Origin of the sequence: Paraburkholderia sp. Ac-20342, assembly GCF_017104985.1 — a bacterium.
In the GTDB taxonomy this organism is placed as follows: domain Bacteria; phylum Pseudomonadota; class Gammaproteobacteria; order Burkholderiales; family Burkholderiaceae; genus Paraburkholderia.
Genome location: NZ_JAAGPQ010000050.1, coordinates 23,611 through 41,083, shown reverse-complemented (window position 1 = coordinate 41,083; position 17,473 = coordinate 23,611). Strand labels below are relative to the sequence as shown.

The window sequence follows — 17,473 nt, the reverse complement described above, 5'->3', positions numbered from 1 at the left end:
GCTCCCTGTTATTACGCGCCCGATGCAGCGGAAGCGGGTTGAGCCGCGGGTTGCGCCGGTTGCGCGCCGCTGGCGGCCGGCGCGCCTTGCGCGGCCGCGCCGGAAGCCGCATCGCCGGGCAGTTGCGCCGGCACGGGCTTGACCTGCTGGCCGGGGCGCGCCTTGTCGGTGCCCTGGACGATCACGCGGTCGCCGGCCTTCAGGCCGTCTGCGATCACCCAGTACGAGCCGAACGTGCCCGAGGTGACGAGCGGACGCAGCTCGACCTTGTTGTCGGTATCGACGACGAGCGCGGTAGGCTGACCCTTCTGGTCGTGCGTGACGCCTATTTGCGGAACGATGAGCGCGTTCTGGTTCACGCCTTCCTCGATCTTCGCGCGCACGAACATGCCCGGCAGCAGCACGTGGTCCGCGTTCTTGAAGATGGCGCGCACCGTGACCGAGCCGGTGCTCTGGTCGACGGTGACGTCGGTGAACTGCAGCTTGCCCTTCTCCGGATAGACCCGGCCGTCTTCGAGCACGAGCGACACCTGGGCCGCGTCCGGGCCACTCGTCTTCAGACGCCCTTCCTGCACTTCGCGGCGCAGCTTCAGGCCGTCGAGGCTCGATTGCGTGAGGTCGACGTAGACAGGATCGAGCTGCTGGACCGTCGCCATCAGCGTGGCCTGGCTCGCCTGCACGTACGCGCCCGGCGTGACCTGCGACACGCCGATCTGGCCGGTCACGGGCGAGGTTACGTCGGTATAGCCGAGGTTGATCTGCGCGGTGTCGACCGCGGCCTTGCCGGCGGCGACATCGGCGGCGGCCTGGCCTTCGGCGGCAACCGCGTTGTCGTAGTCCTGCCTGCTGACCGCATTGGCGGCGACCAGCACCTTGTAGCGGTTGGCCTGCGCGGTGGTCGACACGAGGTTCGCCTGCGCCTTCGCGAGCGACGCCTTCGCGTTATTCAGCGAGGCGATGTACGGTGCCGGATCGATCTTGTAGAGGCGTTGACCCGCCTTGACCTGACTGCCTTCCGTGAACTCGCGGTGCAACACGATGCCGTCCACCCGTGCGCGGACTTGCGCGACGAGGAACGCACTGGTGCGGCCGGGGAGTTCGGTGACGACCGGCACGGTCGTCGGCTGGAGGGTGACGACGCCGACTTCGGGCGTCTGGGGCGGCGGGGCAGATTGTTTTGGTCCGCATGCCGCCAGCAAGATGGCAGCCGTCGCGGCACTGATTAAGCGGAATGGAACCCGTTCGACGCGCATGGAGCAACCTCTGTCAAAGACTGAGAAGAAAAAGTGCGCGCATCCCTACCCCGGGGACGACTGCGCACACATGCGTCTTGCGACGCTTGACCGGTAGCCCGTGAATGCGAACCGCGCCTGCAGGGGCACCTGTGTGAAATGTGCGAACCCGGGAATGCCGCACGGCGCCACGCTTTCCGGCACGGCGCAACAGCGTTCTGAAAGGCAACAGTGACGGATATTAACCGTTGATCCCGGCTTGGGCTATCCAATCGTGGGATGCTATTATATATACATTCACGAATGCATGTAAAAGTGCGTTTACTTCTCTTGCGGGCCGGGGACTTGCAAGTTCGCTTCGCTATTCGCTTAATAGTAGTCAGATTGTCATCGGGCTGACTTAAAACAGCCCGGGGAAACCCCGCAATCAGGGCAAGTCATTCCTAATATGGCCAGAAAAACCAAAGAAGAGGCATTGGAGACGCGCAACCGGATTCTCGACGCGGCCGAACTGGTCTTTTTCGAGAAAGGCGTATCGCGCACCTCCCTGGCTGATATCGCACAGGCCGCGGGCGTCACGCGCGGGGCGATCTACTGGCACTTCGCGCACAAGAGCGAGCTGTTCAACGAGATGTTCGACCGCGTGCTGCTGCCGCTCGACGAACTGAAGGCCGCCTCGCTCGACCCGAACGAAACCGATCCGCTCGGGCGTCTCGTGGAAGTCTGCATGGTCTGTCTGCGCGACACCGCCAACGACCCGCGCCGCCGCCGCGTGTTCGACATCCTGTTTCTGAAATGCGAGCTGGTCGAGGACATGGGGCCGATGATGGAGCGCTATCAGACCAATATGCGCGAAGGGCTGACGAAAATCGAAGGCGGTCTGCGCAACGCGATCTCCAAGGGACAGTTGCCCGAGGATCTCGACACGAAGCTCGCCGCGGCGATGGTCCATTCGTTCGTCGGCGGCGCGCTGCGCGACATGCTGTTCCTGCCCGACGCCACCGATTTCGGCACGCACGCGCAGCAGATGGTGGAAAGCATCTTCGACGCGCTGCGCCTGAGCCCCGCGTTGCGCAGAAAGGTGGCCTGAGCGGCCCGAGCCACCCGGTTTATGCGGCACGCAGATTCATGCGTACCGCCACCGCCGTCCGCGGGATTCAGGCAAGCGCCTTGCGCGCTCGCGCCGCCTGATTCGACACATAGATGTTGCTGCGCTCGAGCGGCACGCCGCCCTGTACCGCCGCGATCCACGCATCCGTGCTTGCCACCGCCGCGAAGCGCGACTGCAGCACCACGCTGAACACGCGATGAATCTCCTCCGCGCTCGCAAAACCCGCGCTGTTCTCGTACGGCACCGAGCCCGTCGCGTCGTGCAGGAATTCGACCGCGAGCCCGGCATGCACCGCGTGGTTGATCGTCGATGCGTCGCAGTTGTGCGTCATGTAGCCGGTGACGGTTAGCGTGTCGATCTGACGGGCGACGAGCCAGTCGGCCAGATCGGTGCCGGCAAAGGCGCTCGGCAGCGACTTCTCGACATGGTGGTCGTGCGCGCGCGAGGTCACCACCGTGTGCAACTCCGCTCCCGCGCTGCCGCGCGCGAACAACGGCGAGGTCGCCGGCGCGATGTTCTGCACGACCACGACCGGCACGCCGGTGGCCCGCGCCGCGTCGATTGCCCGGCCGATATTGGCGAGCGACGTCTGCACATCCGGAAATTCGATCGGCAGCTCGCCGGTTACGTATTCGTTCTGCACGTCGATGACGATCAACGCGCGGCGCGGCGTGGTCATGGAAAAGCTCCTTGCTGGAAATGGGAAATCCGGAAACAGAAGTGGGCGCCGCGCGCTGCGACGTGGTTGGCTCGACGCGGGGCGACGAAGCCCGCATTATCGGCCCACGATCGACACCTGGCGCCACGCCGGGGTTTCGTCGCAGCACCCGCGCGGGAGCCATCCGTACATTGAGCCCCCGGGCACGGCCCGAGGTATCAGTGCTCGCTGATCCAGCGCACGAGGTACAGCAGCAGCGCGACGAAGAAAATCATCCCGGCCCACGCCCAGTTCGGCACGGCGTGCTGTCCGGGCTCGTGCTGCGCGCCGCCATGCGGCCAGCTATGCGATGCGCTCGCCGCGCGGCCGGTCAGCGCACTGCCGTGATCGACGCGCGTGCGCCGCGCGATGCCGCCCAGCGCGATCGGGCGCAGAAACACGTGCTGCCGGCGCGCCGCCGCGCCGCGCGCGCGGTTCGGCCCCTTGCCGTGCTTGGCGCGCACGACGGCATCGAATTCGGTGAAAAAATCGTCGGCTAGCTGATGCAGCGCGTTTTCGAGCTGACGCGCAGGCAGCTCGGCGAGAGGACCCGACGACGTCGCCCAGATCGTGTAGTCGATCCGTGTGCCGCGCTCCCGGCCGCTGCCATGCGCACTCTCGTCCGCCCGCAAACGCACTTCGATCTGGCCGCGCAAGGCGCCGATGCCCTGGGCACGCGCCTTGAAGTTGATGGTGCGGCGTTGTGCCTCCGCCGGGCCGGAATCCTGGCCGGCAACGTGAGCACGCACTTCGTAATGCGCGCGCAACGGGCCGAGCGGCACCGTCATGGTCAGCGCGTACTCGCCGTGAGCGAGGCGCGTGAACGACTCGCAGTTGTCGAGGCTGGCACGCAACAGCGCGAGGTCCTGCAGCGCGTCCCAAACATCGGCCGGCGCAAGCGGAATCCGTAACGCATCGTTCAGTTCCATGACCACCTCCCCCGATAAACACGCGCCCGCCGGATCATGACGTCTGATCGATACGGTCGACGCGCGATGCGTAAAACGCCAGATACCCCTTGATTCGCTTCGCCTGTTCGAACGGCTCCTCGTAGCTCCATACCGCGTTTTCGACCAGGCCGTTTTCGGTGCGCAGATGGAAGTACGACGCGTCGCCCTTGAACGGACAGTGCGACGTATGCGTCGAGCGTTCGAGCCGCGCCATGTTCACATGCGCGCGCGGGAAATAGAACACGTCCGGCAAGCCGGTTTCGCAGAGCGTCAACGCGGCCTGCGTATCGGCCATCGTCACGCCACCGTGAATCACGCGCACCCGGTGGGGGTTGTCGCGAATCACGATGGTGTGGCCGCCGGAATTTCCCGCAGATGTCGACGCATCGCTCATGTCCATGCTCCGTGATGGTGTGGGCCGGTTGGGCGGAATGCTGCAAGGCGCTGCCGCATGAACGACAAAGCCACGGGACGTGCCCGTGGCTTCATTATCGGCCAAACTCCAGTCGCTTGCGCGGCCGTCCCCTGCCGCAAGGAACCGGCACCGCGCATCCGGTCGCGCCAACCCGCAGGCCGCGGCGCCGAGCGGACCGCTTACTTCGCGTTCACTTCACGCTCCAGACGAACGCCGCCTTGACGTTGCCCCGCGCCTGGACCGTCACCGCGCGTGTCTGCTCGCTGCCGCTGTACTTCGCGTGCACGGTATAGCGGCCGGGGTGCAGCCTGACCAGCATGAACGGGCCGCGCGACGTCGCACTCAGGACCTCGCCGCCATGCGCATCGACGATGCGAACGTGGACGTCGGCGAGAAATTCGCCGTTCGGGCCGGTAAAGCGCAGCGCCAGCGGCCACTGGCTTTGCGCCCGTTGCAGCGCCCGCGACTCGTCGAGACCGACACCGCCCGACACGTACGACACGTTGCCCTGCTGCTGGGTTTGCGGCATGCCGCCACCGTTGACGTTGCCGGCGCTCGTGTTGTCGGTGGTCGAGCCGCCGGTCACGCCGCCTGCCTGCTGCGCGTACGCTCCGCCAGCCAGTCCGAGCGTGAGCGCCGCGCAGAGTGCAGCGGCTACGATCCTTCGCTGATTGCGTTGGGTTTTCATCGGTTCGCTCCTTGTTAAAGCCCTTGTCCGGTGTCCCTCGGTGGACCCGATCAAGGATCATGCAACCTGCGTGCCAACCGTCCGGTTGCGTCGACGGAAAAACGTCGCCCTTCGAGCGTTGGCGCGCGATACAAGCGCGTGCGGTTCGCCAAAGGGACGGGCGAAAAAAATGCCGGTTCGTTGCAGCAAATGCAAAGAACCGGCAATCGCTACCAAAGCTCGGCACGGATCGGGCGGGACATGATCGAACCGCCCGGCTCGACGATCAGCCGAGATCGACGGGCACGAAGATCTGCGCGTTGTCGCGCTGGATCAGCAGCGCGATGCTGTTGCCCGCGCCCGAAATCATCTGCTTGAGCTGATCGACGTTCGTGACGGGCCGGCCGTTGACGGCGAGAATCACGTCGCCCGGCTGGATGCCCGCGCTCGCGGCCGCCCCACCCGCCTGCTGCACGAGCAGACCATGCGACACCGACGCGCTGCTCTTTTCTTCCGGCGTCAGCGCGCGTACCGCCACGCCGAGGCGACCTTGCAGCTGGGTCTGCTGATCGCCCTTGCCCGCGGACGCAAGCTTCGCATCCGAGAACGAACCGATCGTCACCTTCACGTCCTTGGTGGATTTGTCGCGCCACACCTTCAGGGTTGCCGAAGTGCCCGGGGCAATGCCCGCGATCTGTGCCGGCAGATCCGACGAGTCGTTGACGTCGTCGCCGTTCACCGAGAGGATCACGTCGCCCGGCTGCAAACCGGCCTTGGCCGCCGGACCGCCCGGATCGACCGAGCTGACGAGCGCGCCTTGCGGCTTCTGCATGCCGAACGAATTAGCGAGCGTCTGGTTCATGCCCTGCACCGCGACACCGAGACGACCGCGGCTCACATGGCCGGTCTTCACGAGATCGTCCTTGACCTTGATCGCCTCGTTGATCGGAATCGCAAACGACAGGCCCTGGAAGCCGCCGGTCTGCGAATAGATCATCGAGTTGATGCCGATCACTTCGCCCTGCAGGTTAAAGAGCGGGCCACCCGAATTGCCCGGGTTCACCGGCACGTCGGTCTGGATGAACGGCGTGTAGTTCTCGTTCGGCAGCGAGCGCGACTTCGCGCTGATGATGCCCGAGGTCACGGTGTTGTCGAAACCGTACGGCGAGCCGATCGCGACCACCCACTGACCGACCTTGCTCTGACGCGGATCGCCGATCTTCACGGTCGGCAGGTTGCTCGCGTCGATCTTCAGCACGGCGACGTCGGACTGCTTGTCGGCGCCGACCACCTTCGCCTTGAACTCGCGCTTGTCGGTGAGCTTCACGGTAACGACATTCGCGCCGTCGACCACGTGCGCATTGGTCAGGATGTAGCCGTCATTGCTGATGATGAAGCCGGAGCCGAGGCTCGCGCTCGGCTGGTCGGGTGCGTCACCGCCATCGCCGCCTTGCATGCCCGGCATCCCGCCGAAGAAACGCTTGTAGAACTGATAGAACGGATCGTTCGGATCGATCGGCAACTGGTTGCCACCGAAATTGCCACCGTTGTTGCCGCGCATCGCGGTCTGCTTGACCACGTGCTTCGCGCTGATGTTGACGACGGCCGGGCCGTAGGTTTCGACGAGGCCGGAGAAATCGGGGATGCCGGTCTTGGCGGCAGCTTCGGCGGGCATCATCGCAGCGGCCTGCGCGGGGGAGATGATCTGCGGTGCGGGCACATCGCGATGGCCCGCCACATAACCGGCTGACAGCGCGGCGGCGACAGCGACCGCAACGGCGCCGCGGGACAAGGTTTTCGCGTTCATCATGAGCTCCTGGCTGGAGAAAGTGACTTTGGATGTCGAGGAGCGTAAGGGGGATCGCTTAAAAGAGTCTTAAGCAGCGACAGATCGCGGGAACCTTATCGGCCGGGCTTGTCAGGCCATCGTGGCGGCCACGTTCCAGTGGCAAAAACGCGCTCGTCAGAAGCGCACGGTGACCTGCAAACCGCCGGCCGGCGCTTCGTCGAGCGACACTTGCGCATGCTGTTGCACGGCGATGCGGCGCACGATCGCAAGACCGAGGCCGCTGCCCGCCACATCGGTGCGCACGCGGTCCGCGCCGGCACCCGCGCGATAGAAGCGGTCGAACACGCGCTCGCGATCCGCGGGAGCGATGCCCGGTCCGCTATCGGCGATCCGCACGACCGGCCGCCCCCCCTCGACACGCAGGCTCACGTCGACCCGGCCGCCATGCGGCGTGTACTTGGTCGCGTTGTCGAGCAGATTGTTGAACATCACACGCAGCGCCTCGGCCTCGCCGGTCACGGTGGCGGCCTCGCTCGCCTCGATGCCGAGATCGACGCCGCGGTTCATCGCCAGCGGCGCATAGGTTGCGACGCAGTCCTGCAACAGTGCGCGCAGATCGAGCGCTTCGACCACCGCCACGCCGTCGGGCTCGGCACGCGCAAGCGCGAGCAACTGCTCGGCGAGGCGAGTGGCACGCGTCACGCCAGCCTGCAGATCGGCGAGCGCCTCGCCGCGCGCGGTTTCGTCCCGCGCGCGCGCCACCAGTTGCGACTGAATCTGCACGGCGGCAAGCGGCGTGCGTAATTCGTGCGCGGCATCGGCGACGAACGCCTTCTGGATGTCGAGCGCGGTCGCCAGCCGTTCGAGCAGCCCGTTCAACGCGCGCACGAGCGGCTGCACCTCGAGCGGCAGACGCTGGTCCGGCAACGGCTCCAGTGCTTCCGGATGACGCGCGTCGAGCGCGCTCGTCACGCGCCGCAACGGCTTCAGCCCGCGTCCGACGATCACCCACACCGCGAGCCCGAGCAGCGGCAGCAGCACGATCAGCGGCCACAGCGTGCGCAGCGCCACGTTCGCGGCGAGCCGGTTGCGCACCGACAGCGGCTGCGCGAGCTGCACGACGTTGTCGCCGACGATCGCGCCATACACGCGCCATTCGCCGCGATCCGTGCTCTCGGTCGAAAAGCCGAGTTCGGCGCGCGGCGCGAGCGGCGCACGCGGACGCGAGTAGTACATCAGCATGCCGTTGCGATTCCAGATCTGCAGCACGATGCCCTCGTCGCCGGTATCGCGCCCGAGCACCTGCGAAAACGGCTCGGCCGGCAGCGCGGCGGCGATCTGCTCGAGCTGATAGTCGAACAGCTCGTTCGCCTCGGCAAGCGCCTGGCGGTAAATCAGCCATCCCGCGATGCCGACGCCGAGCAGCACGATCGCGATCAGCCAGATCAGCAGTTGACGGCGGATCGAGCGCATCGGCTCAGGCTTCCTTCGCGATCATGTAGCCGAGTCCGCGCACGTTGCGGATCAGTTCGGCACCGAGCTTCTTGCGCAACGCGTGGATGTAGACCTCGACGGTATTGCTGCCGATCTCCTCGCCCCAGCCGTACATCTTTTCTTCGAGCTGGCTTTTCGACAGCACCGCGCCCGGCCGCGCGAGCAACGCCTCGAGCAGGGCGAATTCGCGCGCCGACAAGGCGACCGGCGCGCCGTCGAGCGTGACCTGGTGCGCGGCCGGATCGAGGGTCAGCGTGCCGTGGCGAATCGTCGAATCGCTGCGGCCGGAATGACGGCGGATCAGCGCGCGCATGCGTGCGCCGAGTTCGTCGAGATCGAAAGGTTTGACAAGGTAATCGTCGGCGCCGGCGTCGAGGCCCTTGACGCGGTCGGCGACCGCATCGCGCGCGGTGACGATCAGCACCGGCAGCGCATGGCCGCGCGTGCGCAGCGTACGCAGCACTTCGAGTCCATCGCGCTTGGGCAGGCCGAGGTCGAGCAGCGCCAGATCGTAAGGCTGGCTGGCTACCGCATGCAGCGCCGCTTCGCCGTCCTCGACCCAATCGACGGCAAAGCCTTCGCCGCGCAGCGCCTTGCGCACGCCCTCGGCGATCATCCGGTCATCTTCGACAAGCAGGATGCGCATGATTGTCCGTTCCGAAACGTTTGATGATGCCGCATTCTAGCGCCCGCCTCCAGGCTGCGCGCCGCCCCGCGCTTTTTTCACCGCAGCGGCATGGCATGTCACTACAATGGGCGCTTTGCGTCGCGCGGCGGCCGCACGGTTTCGAGCGGTTTCGCGCGACGTCTCGCGCAGGCCGGACGTATCGACCGGCTCCGGCGTTTGCACGGACCGCAAGGCCGCGCTGCTCCGCCCGCCCGTCATGCGACGGCCGGCGGGACACGCGGCGCGACACCGTCAGACAGGCCGGTCGCCGCAGCCGTGCTCCACCCGTGCGCGTGCCCTGAAATTTTGCCCGTTTTTGCCCGTTCGTTTGCTTCCTCGCCCGTTCATGACGCCTGCCTTTCTGTCTTCCGTCGCACGCCGTGTCGCGTCGCGGCCGCACCGCTCCCCCGCTTTCGCCACGCTCATGCCGAGCCGCCTCGTGGCGCGCCCGGCTGCCTGGCTTCTTGTCGCCGCGCTCGGCGCGGCCGCGCTGCCGCCGCACACGGCCGAGGCGCGCGTCAAGACCACGCATCCCGGCGTGAACGTCACCACGGTGCTGCCGCCGCAGGTGATGGCCGGCCTGCATCGCGCGCACGTGCCGCTGTCGTCGATCAGCGTAGTCGTCGAGAAAGTCGGCGACCGCACGCCGATCCTCGCGCTGAACGCCGGCAAGCCGATGCTGCCCGCCTCGACGATGAAGCTCGTCACCACTTACTCCGGCCTGTCGATTCTCGGCCCCGACTACCGCTGGCGCACGAGCGCGTACTCGGACGGCACGCTCGACGCGAGCGGCGTGCTGCACGGCAATCTGTACATCCAGGGCACCGGCGACCCGAAGCTCGTGCCCGAGGAACTGATCGATCTCGTGCAGAAGATCCACAAGGCGGGCATCACCGGCATCGACGGCGCGCTCGTGCTCGACAAGCGCTACTTCGATCCGTCGACGCGCGACCTGCCGCCGTTCGACGACGACACCACCGCGCCGTACAACGTCGGCCCCGATCCGCTGCTCTACGCGTTCAAGTCGCTGTCGTTCACACTGACGCCATCGGCGGACGGCACGGTGGCGATCGACGTGCTTCCCGCGCTCGCGCAGTTGCGCATCGACAACCAGCTGCACGCGACGAATGGCCCGTGCCGCGGCGAAGCGCCAACGCCGAGCGTCACGCCGCAGCCCGACGGCACGCTCGTCGCGTCGTTCACCGGCGACCTCTCGATGCGCTGCGACGCGCGCACGGTCAACGTTGCCGTGCTCGATCACTCGGCGTTCTTCGCGGGCGGCTTCCTCGCGCTGTGGCAGCAAACCGGCGGCACCTTCCACGGCGCGACGCGCGAAGGCGCGGTGCCGCTCGGCGCGAAGCTCGTCGCGACGCACGAAGGGCCGGTGCTGTCCGACATCGTTCGCGATATCAACAAGTTCAGCAACAACACGATGGCGCGCAACCTGTTCCTGACGATCGGCGCCATCGAGGAGCACGCTCCCGCGACCCCGGCGAAATCCGTGCGCGCCGTCGAGGACTTCCTGCGCCGCGACAGCCTGAACACGGAGTACCTGACGCTCGAAAACGGCTCGGGCCTCTCGCGCGACGAGCACGTCACCGCGCTCATGCTCGCCGATCTGCTGCAGCGCGCCAACGCGAGTCCGGTCGCGCAGGTGTTCGTCGAATCGCTGCCGATCGCCGGCGTCGACGGCACGATGCGCAACCGCCTGACCAACCAGGGCGCGGGCGGCAACGCGCACATCAAGACCGGCACGCTGCGCGACGTGCGCGCGATCGCCGGCTACGTGGCATCGGCCGACGGCAACAGCTACATCGTGGTGAGCCTGATCAACGATCCGCATTCGGAAGCCGCGCGCGCCGCGCACGACGCGCTGCTCGAATGGGTCTACGACGGCCCCTCGCAAGGCTTCACGAAAGTCTCCGCGCCGCTCGAAGAACCGCGTGCAACACCCAGCAAAAAACCGCGCAAGCGCGCCGGCCACTGAGTATTCCTTCTAGCGACGCCGCACGCGGCGAGCGCCCTAACCGTGTACGCTGTCGGGCAGCATGCGGCGCGCGACAGCGCGCGCCTGCCGCACAGGCCGCGTGATCCACCTCAGGATCACGCGGCCCACACCAACGATAACGACACCACCCGTCGCGCACCGCACGACGGTCAGGGACCAGGAACGGAGACACGATGCAATTCGACGCCGAATTGCTGCTGCTCGCGATGGCGCCCGTCTTTCTCGCCTGCATCGGCTGGGAGGCGTGGCACGCGAGCCGTACACGCCCGGCCGAGCGGCTCTACAGCTGGCGCGACACGCTGTGCAACGCCGCGCTCGCGATCATGCAACAGGCCGCCGACAAGCTCGCGTGGCTCGCGATCATCCCTGTCTACGCGTTTTTCTACGAGCATGACCGCCTTCATACCTGGCCGGCGAGCTGGATGTCGTTCGTCGTCCTGTTCGTCGCGCAGGACCTGCTCTATTACGTGTTTCACCGCTGCAGCCATCGCGTGCGCTGGCTGTGGGCCGCGCATGTCGTGCATCACTCGTCGGAGCGGATGAATTTTTCGACCGCGTTCCGCCAGAGCCTGATGTACCCGGTCGCCGGCATGTGGGTGTTCTGGATTCCGCTCGCGGTCCTCGGCTTCCCGCCGAAGCAGATCGTCGCGATCGTGCTCATCAATCTCGGCTTCCAGTTTTTCGTGCATACGCAGATGATCGGCAAGCTCGGCTGGCTCGAATACGTGTTCAATACGCCGTCGATCCACCGTGTGCATCACGCGCGCAACGCGCGCTACATCGATCGCAACTACGCAGGCGTGCTGGTGATCTGGGACCGTCTGTTCGGCAGCTACGTCGACGAAGATCCGCACGAGGCTCCGCAGTACGGCATCGTCGAGCCGCTGCACACGCATAACCCGCTGAAGGCGACGTTTCACGAATGGGCTTCGATGGCCGCCGATTTCGCGAGCGTGCGCGGCTGGCGCGACAAGTGGCGCGCACTGTTCGCGCCGCCCGCGTGGGCCGCCGCCTATCACGTGCGGCGGCAGGCGGCCGGCCCTACGGAGCCGGCCACGCCGAACGCCTATGCACAGACACGCGCTCACGCGCATCCGGGCACGGAATCGGGCAAGACGATGGGAACACGATAAATCGGGCAAGCGCCAATCGGTCCGGCTCGAACACGATTCAAATTCATACGGCCATGTTCCGGAAACCGTAGAAGATTCTGTAAGCTGTCGTCACGCCGCCGACGCGACGGACGCCGCCTGCAACACATGGCATAAGGGCCACACATACGAGGAGATGTCGTCAACATGAACCAAGCAGCTTCGAAGAAACAGCAATGGGTCCGCGTCACGCAGATCGCCGTGGCGAGCGCGGCATTCGCCGCCCTGGCGGCGTGCGGCGGCGGTGGCGACGACAACAGCAACGCGAGCAGCACGCCGCCGGGTGGCGTCAAGCTGCAGATCGTCTCGTTCGGCGACAGCCTCTCGGACGTCGGCACCTACGGCCCGTCCGTCCAGGCGAGCGTCGGCACGGGCGGCGGCCGCTTCACGACGAACCCGGGCGAAGTCTGGACGCAGAAGGTCGCCGAGTACTACGGCGACACGCTGAGCGCCGCCTACGTCGGCGGCTTCGGCCAGCCGCTCACCGCGAACGGCGGCCTCGGCTACGCACAAGGCGGCTCGCGGGTCGATCTGCAGCCGGGCGAAGGCTACGCGCCGAACAACCTCGCCGCGACGACGGTGCCGATCACGGCCCAGGTCACCGAGTACCTGAGCGCGCACGGCAGCTTCAACGCGAACCAGCTCGTGCTGATGAACGGCGGCGCGAACGACGTCTTCATCCAGGCGCAAGCGGTCTCGGATGCCGGCACGGCGGCGGCAACCCAGGTGCTCGAAAGCGGCGGCACCGCGGCCGACGCGCAGACGGCCGCCGCGACGGCCTCGCAGGCGGCAACGGTAAACGCGCTGCAGGCGATCGGCGTCGCGGCGGCCACGTTCGTCGGCACGGTGCAGAAGGTGATCGCATCCGGCGCGACGCATGTGGTGGTGTCGGACATCCCCGATATCGCGCAGACGCCGCAAGGTCTCCAGGCCGGCGCGCAAGGCCAGGCGCTCTTCAGCGCGCTGGTCCAGACCTATAACGGCGTGCTGCAGCAGCAGCTTGCGTCGAACAAGCAGGTCATCTACGTGAGCGCCTACGCGTGGCAGGACCAGACGATGGCGAACTATCAGTCGCTAGGCTTCACGGTTTCGAATACGGGTACCGCGTGTAACCTGACGTCGATGGCCACCAACGCAACCAATTACGCGACGAAGAATCCCGCTGTGCTCCTGCCGGGACAGACGGCCGCGGCGTTCGGCAGCGCATTCGCGTCGTCGCTGTTCTGCTCGCCGCAAACCTACACGGTGGCCGGCGCGGACCAGACCTATATGTTCGCGGACCTCGTGCACCCGACCACGCATCTGCATTTGCTGTTTGCGCAGCAGGTCGAGAAGCAGGTCGCGGCGAGCGGGCTTGGGAAGTAAAGGGGGATTCGGGCGCGGGGCTGGCGTGTTTGCCGCGCCATGAAGTCGAGCGTAGCGAACGATACGCTCAGCCCTGCGCCTCGAAAGCCGCCGCCGCGCGCCCGAGCCGGTCGTTGACCGCGATCCATTCGATCGTGTCGGGCAGCTTCTCGATCAGAATCCGCGTGACGTTCGCGCGATCGAGCGCCCGCAGCAGACCATACAGCTCGCGAGCGTAAGCATGCGGGTCTTCCGGCGCGGCGACGAAATGCACGCCTTCGGCGTCGGCCCAACGCCCGGCACGCGACGCCCGCGCGACCAGGGCCACGCGCTCGCCGGTCTCGCGCACCGCGAGCAGCGGCTCCAGCTCGCCGAACGGCAGCAGCGCGAGCGGCGTGCGCGGCGCGTAATGCGCCTTCAGCGTGCCGGACGCGCGCGGTGCCGTCGCATCGGAGCCATCGGGCAGACGCGGCGCTTCGCCAAGCACGTCGGCGATATCCTGCGGCGTGACGCGGCCCGGCCTCAGCAGCGCCGGAAAACCGCGCGACAGGTCGAGAATCGTCGACTCGATCCCGACATCCGACGCGCCGCCGTCGAGCACATGAATCGCGCTGCCGAATTCGTCGCGCACATGCTGCGCGGTGGTCGGGCTCACATGACCGAAGCGGTTCGCCGACGGCGCGGCCACTCCGCCATGCCCGCCGCGCAATGCGCTAAATGCCTCGAGTAAAGCCTGCGCCACCGGATGCGACGGACAGCGCAGCCCCACCGAATCCTGCCCGCCGCTGACCGCCGCGGGAATATGCGCGGCACGCTTGAGGATCAGCGTGAGCGGCCCCGGCCAGAACGCGTCGATCAGGCGCTGCGCCTCGCCCGGCAAATGCTCGACCCAGTAGTTCGGATCGCCCTGCGGCGCCAGATGCACGATGACCGGATGATTGGCGGGCCGCCCCTTCGCCGCGTAAATGCGCGCAACCGCGTCGGGGCTCTCGGCGTCGCCGCCAAGGCCGTACACGGTCTCGGTCGGGAACGCGACGAGACCGCCCGCGTCGAGTAGCGCGGCCGCGTGCCCGATCTGCGCGGCGCTGACCGGCAACGCATTGGCGGCGCTCGCGGAGTCTTCGGCGGGTTTCTGTTGATCCGGCATGGCGCGCGCGTCAGTTCGTGATGATGCGCAGCAGCCGCGCGCAATCGCGCGCCGCCGTGCGGGCTTCTTCGAGCGTCGGCGCCGTAAAGTTCACGTGCCCCATCTTGCGGCCGCAACGCGCCTCTTCCTTGCCGTACAGATGCAGGCGCGCGGCCGGCATCGCGGCGACTTCCTGCCACGGCGGCGTGACCGCCGCGCGCTTCGGACCATCCGGGAACCACACGTCGCCGAGGATGTTCAGCATGACCGCCGGCGAATGCTGACGCGTGTCGCCGAGCGGCATGCCGGTCATCGCGCGCACCTGCTGCTCGAACTGGCTCGTCGCGCAGGCGTCGACCGTGTAGTGGCCGGAGTTGTGCGGGCGCGGCGCCATTTCGTTGGCGACGAGCGAGCCGTCTTCGAGAATGAAGAACTCGACGCACAGCACGCCGACATAGCCGAGCTTCTCGGCGATCTGCAGCGCGGCCTGTTGCGCCTGCTGCACGAGTGCGGGCGAGGCGTCCGGCGCGGGCACGATGGTGTGCGACAGCACGCCGTCGCGATGCGTGTTCTGCGCGAGCGGATAAACGACCGACGCCCCGCTCGCCGCGCGCGCGATCAGCGCCGATACCTCGAACTTCAGCGGCAGACGCTTTTCGAGCACGCACGGCACGCCGCCGAGCGATGCATGTGCCTCGCGCACTTCCTCGGCGTTGCGCACGCGGACCTGGCCTTTGCCGTCGTAGCCCAGGCGCGCCGTTTTCAGGATGCCGGGCAGCACGGCTTCGAGCTGAGCGTTGTCGAGCGCGGCAAGCGCATCCGACGATTCGATCACGACGTGCGGCGCCACCGTCACGCCCGACGACGCGATGAAGCGCTTCTCGGCGATCCGGTCCTGCGCGACGGCGACGCACCGCCCCGCCGGACTCACGAAGGTGGTCTTCGCGAGAAAATCGAGGCTCGCGGCCGGCACGTTCTCGAATTCGGTCGACACCGCCGCGCACAGCCGCGCGAGTTCGGTCAGCGCCACTTCATCGTCGTAGGCCGCGCGCAGGTGGCGATCGGCGACTGCGCCGGCCGGACTGGTTTCGTCCGGATCGAGCACGGCGACGCGATAGCCCATCGCCTGGGCGGCAAAGCAGAACATGCGGCCGAGCTGGCCGCCACCGACCATGCCAAGCCATGCGCCGGGCAGAATCGGTGAAACCGGTGTGTTGTCTGGGTTCATCTTGGTGGTCGGTCGCGGCCGGATACGCCTTGCGCTCATGCGGCGAGCGGCGGGCATCCCGGCCGGGGGTCGGACAGGAGACGTCCTGGTCTTTAAAAACAACCGGCGCGCTTACAGCGCCGGCAATACCATCGCATGAGCCGCTTCGTTCTGGCGCACGCGGAATGCAGCGAGCTTGTCCGCATATTCGGCGCTGGTGCCGGACAAGAGCGACACCGCGAACAGCGCTGCGTTCGCGGCTCCCGCCTCGCCGATCGCAAACGTCGCGACCGGCACGCCCTTGGGCATCTGCACGATCGAATGCAGCGAATCGACGCCCTTCAGATACTTGCTCGCGACCGGCACGCCGAGCACCGGCACCGTGGTCTTGGCGGCCAGCATACCCGGCAGATGCGCCGCGCCGCCCGCGCCCGCGATGATCGCGCGGATGCCGCGCCCGCGCGCGCTTTCGGCATAGGCAAACATTTCGTCAGGCATGCGATGCGCGGACACGACCTTCGCTTCGTACGGCACGCCGAATTCCTGCAGGATCGCGACGGCGTTCTTCATGACTTCCCAGTCGGAACTGGAGCCCATCAGCACGCCGACGACCGGCGCGTCATGCGTATGGGCGGTTTGTGCTTCACTCATCTCTACGGCTTCCTTGTTTCCGGGCAATGCGCGCCTGACGCGGCGCGCGCAATCCGATCAGTCGAGCGTGTGCCCGGTCAGGCGCTCGAGCGCTTCCTGGTATTTCTCGCCCGTTTTCGCGACCACGTCGTCCGGCAGCTTCGGTGCCGGCGGCTCTTTCTTCCACGGCTGGGTTTCGAGCCAGTCGCGCACGAACTGCTTGTCGAACGACGGCGGGTTGGTGCCGACCTGGTACTCGTCCGCCGGCCAGAAGCGCGACGAATCGGCGGTCAGCGCCTCGTCCATCAGATACAGCTTGCCGTGGTTGTCCAGACCGAATTCGAACTTCGTGTCCGCGATGATGATGCCGCGCGTCGCGGCGTAGTCCGCGGCTTCCTTGTACAGGCGGATCGAGATGTCGCGGATCGTAGCCGACAGTTCGGTGCCGATGCGGCGCTCCATCTCGTCGTAGGTGATGTTTTCGTCGTGGTGGCCCATCTCGGCCTTGGCGGCCGGCGTGAAGATCGGCTCGGGCAGCTTCTGCGCATTCTGCAGGCCCGGCGGCAGTTGCACGCCGCACACCGAGCCGGTGGCCTGGTAATCCTTCCAGCCGCTGCCGGCCAGATAGCCGCGCACCACCGCTTCGACGAGGATCGGCTCCAGACGCTTGACGACCACCGCGCGGCCCTTCACCTGCTCGACTTCGTCCGGCGCGACCACCGACTCGGGCGCGACGCCCGTCAGGTGATTCGGCACCACGTGCTTGAGCTTCTCGAACCAGAAGTTCGCCATCGCGTTGAGCACGCGGCCCTTGTTCGGAATCGGCTCGCCCATGATGACGTCGAACGCCGACAGACGGTCGGTCGTGACGATCAGCAACTGGTCGTTGCCCACCGCATAGTTGTCGCGGACTTTACCGCGGCCGAGCAGCGGCAGCGAGCGGAGCGTGGATTCGTAGAGGGTAGACATCGTCGTGGTTCGCTAA

16 protein-coding genes are annotated in these 17,473 nt (G+C 66.8%); 4 read left to right on the top strand and 12 right to left on the bottom strand.

Annotated features, from left to right (window positions below):
* Window positions 1-11: 11 nt before the first annotated feature.
* Window positions 12-1,253, bottom strand: a complete 1,242-nt coding sequence (locus G3N58_RS20655; RefSeq protein WP_206000064.1) for an efflux RND transporter periplasmic adaptor subunit — start codon at window positions 1,251-1,253, stop codon at window positions 12-14.
* A 427-nt stretch (window positions 1,254-1,680) separates the two neighbouring features.
* Here G3N58_RS20655 and G3N58_RS20650 point away from each other — a divergent pair, with 427 nt between their 5' ends.
* Window positions 1,681-2,322, top strand: coding sequence for a TetR family transcriptional regulator (locus G3N58_RS20650; protein WP_206000063.1), 642 nt, complete (start codon window positions 1,681-1,683; stop codon window positions 2,320-2,322).
* A 67-nt stretch (window positions 2,323-2,389) separates the two neighbouring features.
* On the opposite strand, the gene G3N58_RS20645 is transcribed toward G3N58_RS20650, so the two are convergent.
* The 7 genes from G3N58_RS20645 to G3N58_RS20615 form a co-directional block, all read right to left on the bottom strand.
* On the bottom strand, window positions 2,390-3,022 hold the full coding sequence (locus tag G3N58_RS20645) for a cysteine hydrolase family protein (RefSeq protein ID WP_206000062.1): 633 nt from the start codon (window positions 3,020-3,022) through the stop codon (window positions 2,390-2,392).
* Window positions 3,023-3,219: 197 nt separating this feature from the next.
* Window positions 3,220-3,969: an SRPBCC domain-containing protein gene (locus G3N58_RS20640; protein ID WP_206000061.1), complete on the bottom strand. Its 750-nt coding sequence runs from the start codon at window positions 3,967-3,969 to the stop codon at window positions 3,220-3,222.
* A gap of 34 nt (window positions 3,970-4,003) precedes the next feature.
* Window positions 4,004-4,384 (bottom strand): DUF427 domain-containing protein, encoded by a 381-nt coding sequence (locus tag G3N58_RS20635; protein WP_205990068.1) that lies wholly within the window; start codon window positions 4,382-4,384, stop codon window positions 4,004-4,006.
* Window positions 4,385-4,595: 211 nt separating this feature from the next.
* A complete protein-coding gene (locus G3N58_RS20630; protein ID WP_167040862.1) occupies window positions 4,596-5,093 on the bottom strand; it encodes a carboxypeptidase-like regulatory domain-containing protein in 498 nt (165 codons plus the stop codon).
* A 265-nt stretch (window positions 5,094-5,358) separates the two neighbouring features.
* On the bottom strand, window positions 5,359-6,879 hold the full coding sequence (locus G3N58_RS20625; RefSeq protein ID WP_206000070.1) for a DegQ family serine endoprotease: 1,521 nt from the start codon (window positions 6,877-6,879) through the stop codon (window positions 5,359-5,361).
* A gap of 156 nt (window positions 6,880-7,035) precedes the next feature.
* On the bottom strand, window positions 7,036-8,334 hold the full coding sequence (locus G3N58_RS20620) for an ATP-binding protein (protein WP_167283974.1): 1,299 nt from the start codon (window positions 8,332-8,334) through the stop codon (window positions 7,036-7,038).
* Window positions 8,335-8,338: 4 nt separating this feature from the next.
* The gene (locus G3N58_RS20615; RefSeq protein ID WP_167040856.1) at window positions 8,339-9,001 is read right to left on the bottom strand and encodes a response regulator; all 663 of its coding nucleotides are present in this window, start codon (window positions 8,999-9,001) and stop codon (window positions 8,339-8,341) included.
* 367 nt (window positions 9,002-9,368) lie between these two features.
* On the opposite strand from G3N58_RS20615, the gene dacB reads away from it, so the two are divergent.
* From dacB to G3N58_RS20600, 3 genes are all read left to right on the top strand, one after another.
* A complete protein-coding gene (dacB, locus tag G3N58_RS20610; RefSeq protein ID WP_206000060.1) occupies window positions 9,369-11,009 on the top strand; it encodes a D-alanyl-D-alanine carboxypeptidase/D-alanyl-D-alanine-endopeptidase in 1,641 nt (546 codons plus the stop codon).
* 194 nt (window positions 11,010-11,203) lie between these two features.
* Window positions 11,204-12,163: a sterol desaturase family protein gene (locus tag G3N58_RS20605; protein ID WP_205990071.1), complete on the top strand. Its 960-nt coding sequence runs from the start codon at window positions 11,204-11,206 to the stop codon at window positions 12,161-12,163.
* 165 nt (window positions 12,164-12,328) lie between these two features.
* The gene (locus G3N58_RS20600; protein WP_167283971.1) at window positions 12,329-13,546 is read left to right on the top strand and encodes an SGNH/GDSL hydrolase family protein; all 1,218 of its coding nucleotides are present in this window, start codon (window positions 12,329-12,331) and stop codon (window positions 13,544-13,546) included.
* Between the two features lie 67 nt (window positions 13,547-13,613).
* Here G3N58_RS20600 and G3N58_RS20595 read toward each other — a convergent pair whose 3' ends face one another.
* The 4 genes from G3N58_RS20595 to G3N58_RS20580 form a co-directional block, all read right to left on the bottom strand.
* Window positions 13,614-14,672: an L-threonylcarbamoyladenylate synthase gene (locus G3N58_RS20595; RefSeq protein ID WP_167283970.1), complete on the bottom strand. Its 1,059-nt coding sequence runs from the start codon at window positions 14,670-14,672 to the stop codon at window positions 13,614-13,616.
* Between the two features lie 10 nt (window positions 14,673-14,682).
* On the bottom strand, window positions 14,683-15,879 hold the full coding sequence (locus G3N58_RS20590) for a 5-(carboxyamino)imidazole ribonucleotide synthase (protein WP_205990072.1): 1,197 nt from the start codon (window positions 15,877-15,879) through the stop codon (window positions 14,683-14,685).
* Between the two features lie 111 nt (window positions 15,880-15,990).
* On the bottom strand, window positions 15,991-16,509 hold the full coding sequence (gene purE / locus G3N58_RS20585; RefSeq protein WP_167040838.1) for a 5-(carboxyamino)imidazole ribonucleotide mutase: 519 nt from the start codon (window positions 16,507-16,509) through the stop codon (window positions 15,991-15,993).
* 57 nt (window positions 16,510-16,566) lie between these two features.
* Window positions 16,567-17,457: a phosphoribosylaminoimidazolesuccinocarboxamide synthase gene (locus G3N58_RS20580; RefSeq protein ID WP_167040835.1), complete on the bottom strand. Its 891-nt coding sequence runs from the start codon at window positions 17,455-17,457 to the stop codon at window positions 16,567-16,569.
* Window positions 17,458-17,473: the final 16 nt, after the last annotated feature.

Excerpts from the sequence above, each read along its gene's own strand:
- G3N58_RS20655 (WP_206000064.1), bottom strand. The coding sequence starts at position 1,253 with ATGCGCGTCGAACGGGTTCCATTCCGCTTAATCAGTGCCGCGACGGCT.
- G3N58_RS20650 (WP_206000063.1), top strand. The coding sequence starts at position 1,681 with ATGGCCAGAAAAACCAAAGAAGAGGCATTGGAGACGCGCAACCGGATT.
- G3N58_RS20645 (WP_206000062.1), bottom strand. The coding sequence starts at position 3,022 with ATGACCACGCCGCGCCGCGCGTTGATCGTCATCGACGTGCAGAACGAA.
- G3N58_RS20640 (WP_206000061.1), bottom strand. The coding sequence starts at position 3,969 with ATGGAACTGAACGATGCGTTACGGATTCCGCTTGCGCCGGCCGATGTT.
- G3N58_RS20635 (WP_205990068.1), bottom strand. The coding sequence starts at position 4,384 with ATGAGCGATGCGTCGACATCTGCGGGAAATTCCGGCGGCCACACCATC.
- G3N58_RS20630 (WP_167040862.1), bottom strand. The coding sequence starts at position 5,093 with ATGAAAACCCAACGCAATCAGCGAAGGATCGTAGCCGCTGCACTCTGC.
- G3N58_RS20625 (WP_206000070.1), bottom strand. The coding sequence starts at position 6,879 with ATGAACGCGAAAACCTTGTCCCGCGGCGCCGTTGCGGTCGCTGTCGCC.
- G3N58_RS20620 (WP_167283974.1), bottom strand. The coding sequence starts at position 8,334 with ATGCGCTCGATCCGCCGTCAACTGCTGATCTGGCTGATCGCGATCGTG.
- G3N58_RS20615 (WP_167040856.1), bottom strand. The coding sequence starts at position 9,001 with ATGCGCATCCTGCTTGTCGAAGATGACCGGATGATCGCCGAGGGCGTG.
- dacB (WP_206000060.1), top strand. The coding sequence starts at position 9,369 with ATGACGCCTGCCTTTCTGTCTTCCGTCGCACGCCGTGTCGCGTCGCGG.
- G3N58_RS20605 (WP_205990071.1), top strand. The coding sequence starts at position 11,204 with ATGCAATTCGACGCCGAATTGCTGCTGCTCGCGATGGCGCCCGTCTTT.
- G3N58_RS20600 (WP_167283971.1), top strand. The coding sequence starts at position 12,329 with ATGAACCAAGCAGCTTCGAAGAAACAGCAATGGGTCCGCGTCACGCAG.
- G3N58_RS20595 (WP_167283970.1), bottom strand. The coding sequence starts at position 14,672 with ATGCCGGATCAACAGAAACCCGCCGAAGACTCCGCGAGCGCCGCCAAT.
- G3N58_RS20590 (WP_205990072.1), bottom strand. The coding sequence starts at position 15,879 with ATGAACCCAGACAACACACCGGTTTCACCGATTCTGCCCGGCGCATGG.
- purE (WP_167040838.1), bottom strand. The coding sequence starts at position 16,509 with ATGAGTGAAGCACAAACCGCCCATACGCATGACGCGCCGGTCGTCGGC.
- G3N58_RS20580 (WP_167040835.1), bottom strand. The coding sequence starts at position 17,457 with ATGTCTACCCTCTACGAATCCACGCTCCGCTCGCTGCCGCTGCTCGGC.